A 15844-nucleotide genomic window follows, 5' to 3' on the forward strand; every position below is an offset into this window, starting at 1 on the left:
GTACTGCAGATTACAAGTCGAGCCACCCTGCTCCTAACCTAGTAGGTGGTTTATCTATAGGGCAACGTTTTCTTGACAATAAGCTTGGGTTAATTATTGCAGGAAGCTATCAGAACACCTATCGTGGTAGCAACGGCACTTTCTATCGCTCGTCGGCAGCCAATGCATCAAATAAGTTTGCAACAATCACAAGCATGAACGAACGCCAGTATTCGGAACAACAGAAACGCTATGGTTTTCATGGTAAGCTGGATTACGCATTCAACGAAAACAATAAGCTAAGTCTTTATAATGCCTACGTGGATCTGAATAACATTCAGGTTAGAGATGAAAAATCTACAGATTTCTCTACCGGCTATGAACCAGCCGCAGGAAAAGCACAGTTGGAATACGCTACACGATCGAGGGTAACGGAACAACAGATCTATAACAGCACGCTTCATGGAGATCATCAGATTATTCCGGACAAGTTGAAGATTTCGTGGTCGGCAGTCTATTCGTCTGCCAAAAATGAAGTGCCAGATAACACAACCATTACCTTAAGTGGAAAACGCGAGAATTTTATTGACACTCGCACTGTTGCAAAAACAAATGGCACAACGCATCGCTGGGAACGTAACACGGATGAAGACAAAGCCGGATATCTTGACATTAGCTATAAAGTTCCTGTTGGCCAACTCAAAGTAGAATTTTCTGCAGGAGGATTATACCGCGACAAGCAGCGCAGCAGTTTCTTTAACAATTACACTTTAACTCCGGTAAATACCGCAGCTAAATATGGGGTTGATTTTAATAATTATACTGAGATAGACTGGACAGTTCAAACACCGGGTGGAGCCGTAAACAATCCCCTTACTTATGATGCCTCGGAAAAACTTGCTGCTGGTTATGGGATGTTTAACATAAGTAAGGATGCAGTTGAGGTAGTTGGGGGGTTACGCGTTGAACACACAAACCAGGGTTACGCAATGCTGTTCCCTGCCGGAGAACTTCGCCCGAAGGGTAATCAGGTTTATACTGATTTTCTTCCATCTGTAAATGTGAAGTATAAACTGAGTGGAAAGCAGCAGTTAAGGGCATCGTACTTCCGCTCTTTAAACCGTCCCGGGTTTTATGAACTTATTCCGGGAGGTGTGGTTCAGGATGACTACAAGGAAAAAGGAGATCCAGATCTTAAGCGCGCTATTGCGGATAACTTTGATTTGCGCTACGAGCTATTTCCAAATAGTAATGATCAACTATTGGTTGGAACGTTTTATAAAGCGATTAAAAACCCGATTGAATATAGCTTTCAGGCAGACCCTATCCGCCCTCAGGACACCTATTATCTGCCAGGTAATTTCGGAACTGCAAGGAACTACGGCTTGGAAATTGACTACATAAAATTCATTAATCAGTTTGGAATAAAGGCAAACTATACCTATACCCATTCCAGAATTACAACACCAAAGGATTTATTGACAATAGACCCCGAAACCAACGATTCTAAAAAAATCACTGTGTTGCAATCGCGTCCGCTTTACGGACAGTCGGAACATATCGCCAACCTATCCCTTATCTATAAAAACACCAAAAGTGGATGGGATGCCCAGGTTGCCGGCTCCTATACAGGTCCGCGCATTAATACCGTATCACAATTCCTTGATAATGACCTTTGGCAAAAGGGCTTTATCCAGATGGATGCCTCTGCTGAGAAAAAATTCAAGAAAAACCTTAGTGTGTTCATAAAAGCGGGAAACCTGTTAAACACACCTTCGAAGTTATTTATTAAAGGTATTAATCCGGCAAATGCAGATACCGGGAATCAGTTTGATGGTAAAACATTAATCCGCAACGACTATTACGAGCAAACGTACCTGTTAGGCTTGCGCTATAAATTATAAATCAATCTTATTTATTATAAAAGAGAAAAAATGAAAGCAAAACATTTGTTTATCTATCTGGCCATTTTAACATCAGTTATTGCAGGATGCAAAAAGGCCAATATTGATGTGGATCCTGATACGGGAAACGGGACTGTTACCGGTGAGGTTTCGGGAATCTGGCTAAAAGGAAGTACACAATTTATTAAAGGCGATATCATTATTCCAGAGGGCAAATCCTTAACCATTGAAGAGGGCGTTACAATTGTAATGGATACTGTTGCAAAGCCGGAGATTATTGTAAAAGGAAATTTATATGCGCAGGGTACTGCAGATTTTCCAATAAAATTTACAGTTGCAGAGGAATTTAGAACTGAAGCAAAAAAGTTTGGAAGGCTTTGGGGAGGAATTCTTGCTGCACCAAGCTGCGAGGAGTTATTGCTTGACCATACGATAATAGAATATGCAGGTGCAACAACTTCTGATGCTTCAACTTCTGTGAAGCAACACTTGTACAAGGCAGTAGCTGGTGAAAACTTGCCAGCACTTTGGTTTTCGAATGTAAATGGCAAACTAGTAGTAACAAATAGCATTTTCAGAAATCTGCAGGAAGACTGTACTTACATAGATGGTGGTAAAGTAATTTTCGCAAACAATTCCTTTTACACTACTGGAGTTACTGGTGGCGAGGCCATCAATTTGAAATCTGGCTGTGTGGCTGATGTTGCTTACAATTTAGTTTACAGTACAAACACCAATGCATTAAAGTTATCAAACAGTGGCGACCGCACACCGCAGGCTTACATTGTTGTTTATAACAATACTATGGTAAATACAGGATGGCGACGTCCTACAGCAAAGGGAGGATCTATCTGGGTAGAGGCAACGGTACGCGTAAGTGTTTATAACAATATGTTTGCAAATACTCGTTTTGGAATTAAAAGAGATACAAAAAAACCAGAGGACGATAGGTCTGTATTCGGGAATAATTACTATTATGGATTTAATCAGGTTACTGTAGATCAGTTCCAACCAACAAAAGAGATCATTGCAGGGACAAATGATATCATCAGCAAAACAGCCGGGGATAATGATCCTATGTTCATAAATTACCCATTGAACATTCCGGTTGATAATGCAACTTTTAATACCGCATGGGATTTCCATTTAAAACCAGGCTCTCCGGCGCTTGGAAAAGGTACAACAAACTTTACCAGACATTATGCTTCGGGACTGGTTTTAAATGGGGTGACCTATAAATCACCTGACCCATCTGGCTACATTGGTGCATATGGCACAAACTAGCTTAATTAAGAAGTTACCACTTTAAAGAATAAGAAATATTAAATTAATACCTAATGAATAAATACACCCAGATATTTATATTCCCGGCGATGCTTATATCGATAAACATGGCCTGCACCCAACAAAAAACAGATACCAATGACGCGGTAAAGCCTTTATACACTACAGAACCAGTGCAATTTGACTCTGATGATCCGGCAATATGGATTAACCCGGTAGATTCTTCAAAATCATTGATCATTGGAACTGACAAAGACGAAAATGGCGGTTTATATGTGTTTGATCTGAAAGGCAAGATCATTAAGGACAAGACTATAAAAGGATTAAAACGACCTAATAACGTTGATATCGCATATGGTCTGCTGCTTGGAAGTAAAAAGACGGATATAGCAGTTACAACAGAGAGAATGACACATAAACTCCGCATCTATTCTCTACCTGATATGAAGCCCCTCGATAATGGTGGTGTTCCCGTTTATGAAGGTGAGAAAGGTGAAATGTACAGAGACCTGATGGGCATTGCAATGTACACCAGTCCTAAGGGTGAAATCTATGCCATTGCCGGTAGAAAAACAGGGCCTAAAGACGGTTCTTATTTATGGCAATATTTGCTTGAAGACGATGGTACAGGACACATCAAGGCAACCCTGAAGCGCAAATTTGGAAACTACAGCGGCAAAAAAGAAATAGAGTCGATTGCAGTAGACAACGAGATGGGCTATATCTATTACTCAGATGAGCAGTTTGGCGTTCGCAAATATTATGCTGATCCGGCTAAAGGGAATAAAGAGCTGGCCTTATTTGCCAAAGAGGGTTTTACTGAGGATAATGAGGGCATTAGTATCTATAAAACTACGGACACAACAGGTTACATCCTGGTATCAGATCAAAGTGCAAACCACTTTAAAGTCTATAGCAGAGAAGGTGTAAAAAATAAGAACGACCACCAACTCATTACAAGTATTAAGGTATCAACCAACCAGAGTGATGGCTCAGACATTTACTCGAAACCACTTAATGCCGATTTTAAGCATGGAATTTTTGTTGCGATGAGTGACAACAAAACATTTCAGTATTACAGATGGGAAGACCTGGCAGGTAAATTATTAAAAGTAAACTAAAACTGACGGATTAAAAGCTACTCTTTTCTCGGGTAGCTTTTCTTTTTTGTCTGATAAGTCTGCGTTTTTCTCTGTCAGCTTTTATTTTTTCGAATTTCGCTATTTGTTCCTTTATCTTTTTTTCCTTTTGTGGAGTTACACCGACACTGTACTTTATCCCCTGAAAAAGTGTTTTCCAGATAAAACTAAAAAAGGAAGCTGTTTTTTCCCGTTCAAATTTTATTGATGCCGCTATAAGTACACCGTCTGTTTTAGGATTATCTGAATTAATAATCATTGCATTCGCCAAAAAAGACATTAGCCCCTGTTTAACTAAATGATCACGCCCTTCTTCTTTTTTAAGCAGTGCTACAGAAAGGTCGTTAAAAGCAAATTTGACTTTACCAGTTGCAAGGGTTTCATTTGCATCGATATTAAACTCAAGTTTTTTAACGTGCCCGCTTTTCACTTCAACCATTCCTAACGGCTTGGTAATTCTATTAAGCACCCTTCCATCCATCTGGCCCAAAGTTCCTGAGTAAGAAAAAGCGCCATCATTTGCGGCAAGATTAAACTTAAAATTCACATCCAGTTTACCCTGTCCCATCATGTAGCTCGTTAATTTAGCAAACATATAGGGGTTTTTATTTTTGATTTTTTCTGAATTGGTTATGTTGGTTATGCTTCCTGAGGTTTTTTCAAAGGTGATTCTCCCCTTCTGCTTACTATCCTTATCGAATTCCGCATAGGTCAAATCTATATTACTTAAATTAAGCTGTTTAACTGTAAGCAATCCCTTAACCTTTTGCAATAGTTGATGAGGATATTTCCCTATTTTAATCTCGGTTCTTTTAGGAAGTTCATTATTATTAAAAACGGATACGGAGCCATTGTTTACATTCATCTCGGTAGCGTAAAGCTCCTGTTTACGAACATACAAAGGCAGATTAATGCCTTCTAAACTAATGTCACTCATCTGAATATCAAACCTGTCTTTTGAAAAACCTACTGTTTTTCCAAACTTCATTTCATCGTACCGTGGAACAACACTAAAACTCTTTATATTGAGCTTACCTGATGATGCTCTAAAATCTAACTGATTAAGATTGATATGATACAAACTATCGGGCGTGGCGAAAGTGTAATTATTTAAATTTATGACTACGTCTTTAAGCAAATAAAACCTACTGGTATCCCTAACTGAGTTTTTATCGATCAACCAGTTTTTTAGTGTGACATTTAGATTCTTAATGGAATCAATCTCTGGTTTGGCTAGGTTTTTATTAACGTATTTAAAGGAAATGTTTTTAAGGTCGATGGTTTTTACTTTAAGCTCCTTTACAAATTTAGAAATGTAGTCATAAGGCGATTTATCAGAAAATGGCTTTTTGAGTTCATTAAACTCTAACTGTTTATTTACCATTATAATTTCCGGATTATCAAACAATAGGAGGTCGATTTTTACCTTTTTATATCGCAGCAGATCAATAGGATGAAAGTTTTTTATAACCAGCTCTTTTAGCTGTATGTAATAGATGTTATTTGGTGCGTGTTTTAGACGAACCATCTTTTTCAGAATATTAGTATCGGGGGTAATTTTAACGTCTGACAATGAGGCTCTCCCCGTAATAAAATTTGTACCGACGTCAGAAAATTCTATGCTATACAAGCTGTCCGTGGCATTTAAAACGAGGTCTCTGACTTGTGCCTTAATTATTGGTTGAAACCTGACGCTTAGGTGTCTGGATGCCGCAACCAACAGTAAAATAAAGAAAAGCATGATCCCGGAAACCCATTTAAGCGTACTATAACTCTTTCGGACTTTTTTGATCATAGGCCTTAGTGGTTTAACCTAATATACGAATTTATTCATCAGGCGTTAGGTATCAGTCTTTTTTTTCTCGGCCTTTCTTTCGGCGCGTTTCTTCTTTCTTTCTTCTCTTTTTTCGCGCCGTTCCTGTTTTTTATCCTTTACTTTTTCCATTGCTTGTTCGGGTGTTTTCACGGGAACAATGCCTAATCCAACGGTCTCCCTCATACCTATAAAAATACCTTTCCAAAGTAAATTAAAAAACGAGGCAGCAGGTGTTCTTTCAAAAGTAACCCTGGCTGTTCTTAGTGCCGCTCCTTTGCCCGGATTTGCATCTTCAATTAAAAGACTATTTGCAAGAAAAGATAAAAATCCTTTCTTCTTACCTATTCCCCCATTTTCACCTTCTTTAAGCAATTTTATTTTAAGGTCTTTATAATAGAAATGAACAATGCCCGAAGCACCTTTCATATTGGCTTGAATATCGAAATCAGTTCCCTGCATCTGTCCGCTTTCTATTTCAACTAAGCCCATGTTCTTTGCCATTGGGTTTAAAACAAGCATGTTCATTGCTCCTACATTCCCTTTGTAGGTAAAAGAAGCATCTCTAGCTGTTAGGTTAAAATTTATAGTAACCTTAATACGGCTGGTTTTCATTACCAGTGCTGTTAAATTTGCAATAGCATGGTTGTTCTTTGCAAGTCTAACTGAGTCATTAGTTAAATTGAGAATATTCCCAGTCAGGTTCTGGAAATACACTGTTCCTCTTTTTTGAGTGATCGGATTGTACTCTGTATAGGCAACATCGATATTGGATAACTTAACGGTATCGATAATTGTTTCAATAGGTAATCTTTTAAGTGCAATATGAGGGAAGTTATGAGCCTTATCAAAATTAGGGGGAGGAGGCAATTCTCTATTCACAAAAATGCCCGCATTTGCAGGGCCTACCTTTAGGGCTCTTGCATATAAACTGCCTTCAGCACTTAGTTTATTAAAATCTACTCCTGTAAAGGTTATTTCATTAAATTTTAAATCGTACCGATCTTTACCATATTTATATTTTCTGGTAAATGCTAAGTCTGGATGAAGTGGGATCATTTGCAGACCTTTTATACGAATATTTTTATTACTAACCGAACCAGCAACTGTATCTATTTTTGTAGTATACATCCCATCTTTACCCGTAGCTCTATATCCTGTTAATTCAAAACTGATGTCTTTTGTATAATAAAAACGTGTGGTATCAGACTTAGAAAGAGAATCGATAAGCAGATCTTTAACAGTGATATTTAGATGTTTTATTGAATTTAAGGGTTTAGAAGTAGCTCCGTTAATATAATCAAAGTCGGCATCTATTATTTTAATGGCCTTTACATGGATGGATTTTAGTGTTTTAGATATCTGATCATACAAACTGCGCTTATCTGCAGCGGTATCTGTTTTTTTGACAACTTTATAATGAATCATATTAATGGAGGGTTGCTCCATAATGATGGAATTCATGTTTATCCGTTTCTTAAAGTAGGCAGTAAGTACACCAATTCTGCTTAACTGTAGACGCGCCAGTTTTATTTGGAACAAGTTAGCAGGAGCAAGCTGAAGTTCTTTTAGCTGATTAAAAACTGTAGTATCAGGCGTTAAAGTAACACTATCGAGTACTGCACTTCCGGTGATCAGATTAAGGCGAATGTCTTTAAAATTAATCCTATAAAGTTTCTGAGAACCGTTGTAAACCCCATCTTTTATTTTTTCGGTAAGTAGTGGCTTCCATTTTGCACTAAAATATAGAGCAACACCCCCTACTAGGAGGATCAAGGCTGTAAGAATACCCACAAGCCACTTTATTACTTTGTATTTTCCTGATTTATTGGACGTCATATTTGTGTAGCCTGCAATATCAAGGCCATAATGAGAAATAAGGCTGGCTATTGTCACAAAATATTCATTTAGCATTCTGCCAATTTGTCATTTGTAAATTAAATTACGTATTTTTGAAGCCCATAAAACAATTGACCATTTATGATTGATTTACAGCTTACAGATAAGACACATGATGAAGAGCGCCAGGGCGAGGCTTTAATTGTTGATGCACCTTTGGTGCGCAATGGCCGCAAACTGTATATTGAAAGTTATGGTTGCCAAATGAATTTTGCGGATAGCGAAATTGTTGCATCTATATTATTAGATCAGGGATTTGAAACTACTGGTGATTACAAGGAGGCTGATGTAGTATTTATAAATACTTGCTCTATCCGTGAAAACGCAGAACAAAGAGTACGTAACCGCCTATCGCAATTTGGTGCCGAAAAGCGCAGAAACCCTAAACTTATTGTAGGTGTTCTGGGCTGTATGGCTGAACGTTTGAAATCAAAATTTCTTGAAGAAGAGAAATTGGTTGATGTAGTTGTTGGACCGGATGCATACCGTGAATTGCCACAACTGCTAAGTGAAGTAGAAAGTGGTCATAAAGCTATAAATGTGCTATTATCCCGTGAGGAAACTTATGCAGACATTAGTCCTGTTAGGTTAAACGGGAATGGCATTACCGCATTTATTTCTATTATGCGCGGTTGTGATAACATGTGTTCTTTTTGCGTAGTTCCTTTTACAAGAGGTAGAGAGCGTAGCAGAGACCCACATTCGATTATGGCGGAAGCTCAGGACCTATTTGACCGGGGCTATAAAGAAGTTACTTTACTTGGTCAGAATGTAGATTCATACAAATGGAAGGGTAATGATGCTGATGATAGTACTGAAATTGAAGTTAACTTTGCTCAATTGCTTGAAAAAGTAGCTTTGATTAGTCCTGACTTAAGAATTCGTTTCTCTACTTCTCACCCTAAAGACATTACCGACGAAGTTTTATACACCATCGCTAAATACGATAATATATGCAACTATATACACTTGCCTATTCAATCAGGAAGTAGCAGGGTATTAGAATTAATGAACCGTACTTACACCAGAGAGTGGTACATTAACAGGATTGATGCGATCAGGAATATCATTCCTGACTGCGCAATTTCATCTGATATTATTGCAGGTTTTTGTACAGAAACAGAAGAAGAACATCAGGAAACGCTTAGCATTATGGACTATGTGAAATATGATTTCGCATTTACCTTTAGTTATTCTGAGCGACCAGGAACCCTTGCTGCACGTAAGTTTGAAGATGATATTCCGGAAGATGTTAAAAAACGCAGGTTAAGTGAGATCCTGATTAAACAACAGGAAACTTCTTTATATCGTTTACAACAATTTGTTGGAAAAACTGTTAGGATTTTAGTGGAAGGGACTTCAAAAAAATCAGATAAAGATTTCTGCGGCAGAAATGATCAGAATGCAATGGTGGTTTTCCCGGCAACAGAAGGTGTTAGCGCAGGGCAATATGTATATGTGCACATAGACCGTTGTACCTCGGCAACCTTATTAGGAACTGTTGTAGTTGAAGAGCCTGAAATTGTTTAATTAAACACAGATTACATTGGACGTACAAGACATAAAAAATCGTTTTGGGATAATTGGTGGTTCTCCGCTATTAAACCGGGCTATAGATATTGCCAGGCAGGTTGCGCCAACCGACATGTCTGTTTTAATTACGGGTGAAAGTGGTAGTGGTAAAGAGGTTTTCTCTCATATTATCCACCAGATGAGCACCCGCAAACACGGGGCCTTTATTGCTGTAAACTGCGGGGCCATTCCGGAAGGAACCATTGACTCTGAATTATTTGGCCACGAAAAAGGATCTTTTACCGGAGCCCATGAAGCCCGCAAAGGTTATTTTGAGGTAGCAAACGGAGGCACCATTTTTCTTGATGAGGTTGCAGAATTGCCTTTAGGTACTCAGGCACGTTTGTTACGTATCCTTGAAAGCGGTGAGTACCTTAGAGTCGGCTCATCCAAAGTGCAAAAAACAGATGTACGAATTATTGCAGCAACCAATGTTGATGTTTATAACCGTGTAAAATCTGGTAAATTCCGTGAAGATTTATATTATAGATTAAATACTGTTCCATTGCGCATTCCTGCCTTGCACGAACGCAAAGAAGACATTTATTTATTATTCAGAAAATTCTCTGCAGACTTTAGTGATAAATACCGCAGCCCGGGCATACAGCTTGAGCCTGAAGCAATACAGATTTTGAGCAATTACAGTTGGCCGGGAAATGTACGTCAGTTAAAAAATATTGCCGAACAGATCTGTGTTCTGGAGAAAGACCGGAATGTTACAGCAGCAGCTTTGCTGAACTACATCCCTAATGAAAGCGCCACAAATCTACCTGTAGCAATTAACGGGAATACGAAAGAAGATTATACAGAAAGAGATATCCTTTACAAGGTTCTTTTTGATATGAAAAAAGATATGATGGAATTGAAAAAGCTGGTAGCAGAAATCATTCAGAGTGGAGGAAATACTTCGCACATCATGGCAGACAACCCTCATTATATCAATCAGCTTTATCAGGAGGTGGATCAGACTTATGGCAATGAGCAAGCCACCCTTACTATTAAAAAGCCTGTTCAAAATGCTCCTGTGGATTACAACTATACCCATGAAGCAGAAGAAGTTGAGGAATCTCTATCTTTAATAGATAAGGAATCTGATCTGATCAAAAAAGCATTGAAAAAACACAAAGGAAAGCGCAAATTTGCTGCTCAGGAATTAGGCATCTCCGAACGTACGTTATATAGAAAAATTAAAGAATTGAATTTAAACTAAGGATGAAAAATCTATCTATAATCATATTACTATTCTTTTTTAGTAGCTGTACAGTAGGGCTAAAAGGAACTTCCATTCCTCCTGAAATGAAAACAATCAGCGTTAAGGTTTTTGAAAACAATGCCCCTTTAGTAGTAGCTTCCTTAAGCTCACAATTTACAGAGGAATTGAAAACACGTATCAGGAACCAAACCAACTTAAGTATTACACAGAATGATGCTCAAGGTGTTTTTTCTGGAAATATTACCGGATATAGCATCACCCCTGTAGCCATAACAGACAACAAGCAACCTACAGCAGGTGCAAACAGGCTATCGATAACGGTTAATGTAAAATACGTAAACAATCTTGATCCCAAACAAAGCTTTGAGCAATCTTTTGAGCGTTATAAAGATTTTAAACTGGCGGGAAACCTGCAAGCACAAGAACCTGCTTTAATTAAAGATGTTACTGCTCAGCTTATTGAGGATATTTTTAACAGGGCTTTTGCACAATGGTAGGTCAAAATAGAGATCAATTATTAACTTAGCATCGTGGAGCAGGATATGAATATTAAAGAACAGCTAACAAGATTAATTGCTGTACCTGAGAAAACATCTCAGGATGACACAGTTATGCTTCAAGATCTCGTTAAGCAGTATCCTTATTTTCAACCCGTTCATCTGCTGCTGGCAAAAGCCACTTTGAATACAGATGAGGGCAATGCCAATCTTGCTACTGCTGCCCTGTACACGAATGGACAGCTACTCCATAATTTTATTCATGAAACAGAACGCTTAGAGCCGGTAGGTTTCAACGTTGTCAGCTATTCACCTTCAGAATCTTTCGGTAATAACCCTGAAACCTTAGACGAATTTGTAATTGATGAAGTTCCTTCTGAATTGGAAGAACAAAAGATAAGCGATGACCAGGAAGTATTTGATGAAATTGGCGAAGTAAACATAAGTGATTATCATTACGCTGATACACCTCCGATTACTCTTGAAGAAAACAGAGAGAACCCAGAGGATGACCTTGTTTTAGAGAACATTGTAGCTACAGATTTTTTCGCCTTTCAGGAAAATTTCAAAGTTGAACCAGTAACAGAAACTTCGGAAGTTACTGAGAATCAAATTGAGGAATATAAAGAAGAAGAGCCTGTTGAAGAAGATGATACGATTGTGATCAGTAAATATGATGATGATCAGCTTCCTTACACATTTTTATGGTGGCTTGCTAAAACAAGAAAAGAGCATCAGCAAATATTTCAACCTTACGCTTCGCCCAAGCATGTTAAGCAAGAGCAGGAGCAAAAACCGGATAGAAATAAAAAAGCAAATGAGCTTCAGCAGCAATATGTGGAGAATATATTTCACATGCAGAGCCCATTTGATGAAGAAGAAAGTGAATATTCGCCAAATGAGTTTAAACAACGCTCAAAGGGAGCTGAAATTATTGAAAGCTTTATAAAGAACGAGCCTCAGATAAGTCCACCTAAACCAGAGCAAATAAATAACGAGAATAAAGCCAAAAAAAGTGCGGAGGACCATAATGACCTGGTATCTGAAACGCTGGCAAACATCTATATTGAGCAGATGCTTTATGACAAGGCCATAGAGACTTATGAAAAATTAAGTTTGATGTTTCCAGAAAAAAGCCGTTACTTTGCCGACCTTATTCAATCGATAGAAAAAAAAATTTAACAACCTAACATAATATGCTTTTCTTAATTATTTTATTAATCATCGTTTGTATTGCCTTAGCGCTATTTGTTTTGATACAAAATCCTAAAGGTGGTGGTCTGGCAACAGGCGGATCTGGCAGTAATATGTTTGGCGTTCAACGTACAGGTGACGTTTTAGAAAAAGGAACCTGGGTTTTATTAGCGCTTGTTGTAGTGCTTACTTTATCAATTACAACTATTGGTAAATCAGGCGGCTCATCAGCAACTGGAGCTGGTTCTAAAATTCAGGAACAACTTGACAAGACTCCTACTCCATCTCCAATTGGTGGCGGCAATACTGCTCCTGCTCCGGCAAATACGCCACCAGCAGCAACAGACACTACAAAAAAATAAGTTCTTATATTCTATAAGAATGCAAAAGCCCGGAAGTAATACCACTTCCGGGCTTTTTTTTACCCCTGCCACTCTGACACAAAAATAGTTTGCCTTAATCCATTAGCTGACAAGGCTGTGTAAATTTGTCAAGCTTAAGCCCCTTGGCACAAAAACTGATATGTACTTCGTGCGTAATTAAATTACTTTTACATTTATAAATCTAAAAACAAAACAATAATAAGTTATGGCTTTAAACTTTAAACCTAATGCAGATAGAGTAGTTGTTGAAGCTGCTGCTGCAGAAGAAAAAACAGCTTCTGGTATTTATATCCCTGATACCGCTAAAGAAAAACCTCAACAAGGAATAGTAGTAGCTGTAGGACCTGGTAAATATGCTGATCAAACTGGAAATCTAATCCCATTAAGTGTTAAGGTTGGTGATCAGGTTTTATACAGTAAATATGGTGGCACTGAAGTTACTATTGAAGGTACTGAGTATTTAATTATGAGAGATTCTGATATCTTAGGAACTCTTTAATCCAAGTATAATTATTGAAATGAAATTGGTTAATGCTTAATTCATTTCAGCTTAAACAAGAATCAAAAAAAATAAAATGGCAAAACAAGTAAAATATAATGTAGAAGCCCGCGACTCTCTGAAAAGAGGTGTTGACATTTTGGCTAATGCTGTAAAAGTAACTTTAGGCCCAAAAGGTCGTAACGTAATCATTGACAAAAAATTTGGCTCACCTGCTATCACTAAAGATGGTGTTACAGTAGCTAAAGAAATTGAATTGAAAGACCCAATTGAAAATATGGGTGCTCAAATGGTTAAAGAAGTAGCTTCTAAAACTGCTGATATTGCGGGTGACGGAACGACAACTGCAACTGTGTTAGCTCAGGCAATTGTAACTGCAGGTATTAAAAACGTAGCTGCTGGTGCAAATCCAATGGACTTAAAACGTGGTATCGATAAAGCAGTTACTGCAATTGTTGAGAACTTAAAAGCTCAATCGCAAACTGTAGGTGAAGACAACAACAAAATCAAACAAGTTGCGTCTATCTCTGCTAACAATGACGAAGTAATTGGTGCATTGATCGCTGAGGCTATGGGCAAAGTTGGTAAAGATGGCGTTATTACTGTTGAAGAAGCAAAAGGTACTGAAACTGAAGTAAAAACAGTTGAAGGTATGCAATTTGACCGTGGTTACTTATCTCCATATTTTGTAACTAATGCTGACAAAATGGAAGCGGAATTAGAAAACCCTTACATTTTGATCTACGACAAAAAAATCAGCAACATGAAAGAATTGTTGCCTGTATTAGAAAAACAAGTTCAAACTGGTAAACCGCTATTGATCATCGCTGAAGATTTAGACGGTGAAGCTTTAGCTACTTTAGTAGTTAACAAAATCCGTGGATCTCTGAAAGTTGTTGCTGTTAAAGCCCCAGGTTTTGGCGACAGAAGAAAAGCAATGTTAGAAGACATCGCTATTTTAACTGGCGGTACTGTTATCTCTGAAGAAAGAGGTTATAAATTAGAGAATGCTGACCTTACTTATTTGGGTACTGCTGAGAAAGTTGTTGTTGACAAAGACAACACTACAATCATCAATGGTGCTGGTCAGTCTGAAGACATCAAAGCTCGTGTTAACCAGATCAAAGCTCAAATTGAGACTACTACATCTGATTATGACAAAGAGAAATTACAAGAGCGTTTGGCTAAATTAGCTGGCGGTGTTGCAGTTCTTTACGTAGGTGCAGCTTCTGAAGTTGAAATGAAAGAGAAAAAAGACCGTGTTGATGATGCTTTACATGCAACCCGCGCAGCGGTTGAAGAAGGTATCGTGGCTGGCGGTGGTGTTGCTTTCATCCGTGCTATCGAGGCGTTAGAAGGCATGAAAGGTTCAAATGATGACGAAACTACTGGTATCCAGATCATTCGTCGTGCCATTGAAGAGCCTTTACGTCAGATTTGCCAGAATGCTGGTATCGAAGGTTCTATCGTTGTACAAAAAGTTAAAGAAGGTAAAGCTGACTTCGGTTACAATGCCCGTACTGATGTATATGAGAACCTAATTGCAGCTGGTGTTATCGATCCAACTAAAGTTGGTCGTGTAGCATTAGAAAATGCAGCTTCTATTGCGGCTATGTTATTAACAACTGAGGTTGTTTTAGCTGATGATCCGGAAGAAGCTCCTGCAGGTGGTGCTATGCCTCCTATGGGTGGTGGTGGTATGGGTGGAATGATGTAATCATTATTTGCCTACACATATAAAAAAAGACCCGCTGTTATCAGCGGGTCTTTTTGTTTTAAATCTTTGTTATATTTAGGTAGTTAAAACATGATGGAGAATTTTTTAGAGAACGGTCATTTCCTTACGCTTAGTGAAGTGAACAAATTTTTACTGGCAACACTACTATGTGGTTTAATTGGTGCGGAGCGAGAGTTCAGAAGCAAACAGGCTGGACTAAAAACCATGATCATGATTGGTCTTGGTTCTACATTATTCACCATTCTGTCTATAAAAATTGGTTTAAGTAGCCATGATCGTATTGCCTCCAATATTGTTACTGGCATAGGCTTTTTGGGTGCAGGTGTTATTTTTAAAGAAGACAATCAGGTTAAAGGCTTAACTACAGCTTGTGTAATATGGATTGTAGCCGCAATTGGAATGGCTATTGGTTCTGGATATTATGAACAGGCAATAGGTGTAACACTGGTTGTTCTATTGGCCTTACTTACTTTTCCCTTTTTAGAAGATATGGTAGAACGCCGCTTTACTAAAAGAGTTTACAGAATCGTAAAAAGATTTGAAAATGAAAGTCTGGAGAAATATGAAGAAGACATCAAGACCTCTAAATTAAAGCTTACCCGGGGCAAGCAGGAACTCGCTAATGGCATCATCAGTGGAACATGGATAGCCATAGGGAGCCCCAAAAACCACAAAAGATTTGTAGACCGTATGCTTCAGGATAGAAATATCATAGCATTTGATTTTTAAG

The 15844-nt window shown here is 38.2% G+C and carries 13 protein-coding genes; 11 read left to right on the forward strand and 2 right to left on the reverse strand.

Features of this window, described 5'->3' with window-relative positions; translation table 11 throughout:
• From AC1DDX_RS01365 to AC1DDX_RS01375, 3 genes are all read left to right on the forward strand, one after another.
• On the forward strand, positions 1-1883 hold a 1883-nt coding region (locus tag AC1DDX_RS01365; RefSeq protein WP_477621722.1), incomplete at its 5' end, for a TonB-dependent receptor domain-containing protein.
• A 30-nt stretch (positions 1884-1913) separates the two neighbouring features.
• The gene (locus AC1DDX_RS01370; RefSeq protein ID WP_172661768.1) at positions 1914-3167 is read left to right on the forward strand and encodes a right-handed parallel beta-helix repeat-containing protein; all 1254 of its coding nucleotides are present in this window, start codon (positions 1914-1916) and stop codon (positions 3165-3167) included.
• 53 nt (positions 3168-3220) lie between these two features.
• Positions 3221-4288: a phytase gene (locus AC1DDX_RS01375; RefSeq protein ID WP_216854416.1), complete on the forward strand. Its 1068-nt coding sequence runs from the start codon at positions 3221-3223 to the stop codon at positions 4286-4288.
• Positions 4289-4298: 10 nt separating this feature from the next.
• On the opposite strand, the gene AC1DDX_RS01380 is transcribed toward AC1DDX_RS01375, so the two are convergent.
• Positions 4299-6101 carry a hypothetical protein gene (locus tag AC1DDX_RS01380; protein ID WP_172661770.1) on the reverse strand — a complete coding sequence of 601 codons (1803 nt, stop codon included), beginning with the start codon at positions 6099-6101 and terminating at the stop codon, positions 4299-4301.
• Between the two features lie 45 nt (positions 6102-6146).
• On the reverse strand, positions 6147-8033 hold the full coding sequence (locus AC1DDX_RS01385; RefSeq protein ID WP_337717306.1) for an AsmA family protein: 1887 nt from the start codon (positions 8031-8033) through the stop codon (positions 6147-6149).
• Between the two features lie 66 nt (positions 8034-8099).
• On the opposite strand from AC1DDX_RS01385, the gene miaB reads away from it, so the two are divergent.
• From miaB to AC1DDX_RS01425, 8 genes are all read left to right on the forward strand, one after another.
• Positions 8100-9548 (forward strand): tRNA (N6-isopentenyl adenosine(37)-C2)-methylthiotransferase MiaB, encoded by a 1449-nt coding sequence (miaB, locus tag AC1DDX_RS01390; protein ID WP_172661772.1) that lies wholly within the window; start codon positions 8100-8102, stop codon positions 9546-9548.
• Between the two features lie 16 nt (positions 9549-9564).
• Positions 9565-10800 (forward strand): sigma-54 interaction domain-containing protein, encoded by a 1236-nt coding sequence (locus AC1DDX_RS01395; RefSeq protein WP_172661775.1) that lies wholly within the window; start codon positions 9565-9567, stop codon positions 10798-10800.
• A 2-nt stretch (positions 10801-10802) separates the two neighbouring features.
• Positions 10803-11300 (forward strand): LptE family protein, encoded by a 498-nt coding sequence (locus AC1DDX_RS01400; RefSeq protein ID WP_172661776.1) that lies wholly within the window; start codon positions 10803-10805, stop codon positions 11298-11300.
• Between the two features lie 45 nt (positions 11301-11345).
• Positions 11346-12482, forward strand: coding sequence for a hypothetical protein (locus AC1DDX_RS01405; RefSeq protein ID WP_216854417.1), 1137 nt, complete (start codon positions 11346-11348; stop codon positions 12480-12482).
• Positions 12483-12496: 14 nt separating this feature from the next.
• Positions 12497-12856, forward strand: coding sequence for a preprotein translocase subunit SecG (gene secG / locus AC1DDX_RS01410; RefSeq protein WP_048907793.1), 360 nt, complete (start codon positions 12497-12499; stop codon positions 12854-12856).
• 226 nt (positions 12857-13082) lie between these two features.
• Positions 13083-13376 (forward strand): co-chaperone GroES, encoded by a 294-nt coding sequence (gene groES / locus AC1DDX_RS01415; protein ID WP_048907794.1) that lies wholly within the window; start codon positions 13083-13085, stop codon positions 13374-13376.
• 76 nt (positions 13377-13452) lie between these two features.
• A complete protein-coding gene (gene groL / locus AC1DDX_RS01420) occupies positions 13453-15093 on the forward strand; it encodes a chaperonin GroEL (RefSeq protein ID WP_048907795.1) in 1641 nt (546 codons plus the stop codon).
• Positions 15094-15183: 90 nt separating this feature from the next.
• On the forward strand, positions 15184-15843 hold the full coding sequence (locus AC1DDX_RS01425; RefSeq protein ID WP_246269625.1) for an MgtC/SapB family protein: 660 nt from the start codon (positions 15184-15186) through the stop codon (positions 15841-15843).
• Position 15844 lies beyond the last annotated feature (1 nt).

It is taken from the genome of Pedobacter sp. 10L46_2 (assembly GCF_056395165.1).

Bases quoted from the DNA above. Each gene is read 5' to 3' on its own strand.
- AC1DDX_RS01375 (WP_216854416.1), top strand. From the start codon at position 3,221: ATGAATAAATACACCCAGATATTTATATTCCCGGCGATGCTTATATCG.
- AC1DDX_RS01425 (WP_246269625.1), top strand. From the start codon at position 15,184: ATGATGGAGAATTTTTTAGAGAACGGTCATTTCCTTACGCTTAGTGAA.
- groL (WP_048907795.1), top strand. From the start codon at position 13,453: ATGGCAAAACAAGTAAAATATAATGTAGAAGCCCGCGACTCTCTGAAA.
- AC1DDX_RS01405 (WP_216854417.1), top strand. From the start codon at position 11,346: ATGAATATTAAAGAACAGCTAACAAGATTAATTGCTGTACCTGAGAAA.
- AC1DDX_RS01370 (WP_172661768.1), top strand. From the start codon at position 1,914: ATGAAAGCAAAACATTTGTTTATCTATCTGGCCATTTTAACATCAGTT.
- miaB (WP_172661772.1), top strand. From the start codon at position 8,100: ATGATTGATTTACAGCTTACAGATAAGACACATGATGAAGAGCGCCAG.
- AC1DDX_RS01380 (WP_172661770.1), bottom strand. From the start codon at position 6,101: ATGATCAAAAAAGTCCGAAAGAGTTATAGTACGCTTAAATGGGTTTCC.
- groES (WP_048907794.1), top strand. From the start codon at position 13,083: ATGGCTTTAAACTTTAAACCTAATGCAGATAGAGTAGTTGTTGAAGCT.
- AC1DDX_RS01385 (WP_337717306.1), bottom strand. From the start codon at position 8,033: ATGCTAAATGAATATTTTGTGACAATAGCCAGCCTTATTTCTCATTAT.
- AC1DDX_RS01400 (WP_172661776.1), top strand. From the start codon at position 10,803: ATGAAAAATCTATCTATAATCATATTACTATTCTTTTTTAGTAGCTGT.
- secG (WP_048907793.1), top strand. From the start codon at position 12,497: ATGCTTTTCTTAATTATTTTATTAATCATCGTTTGTATTGCCTTAGCG.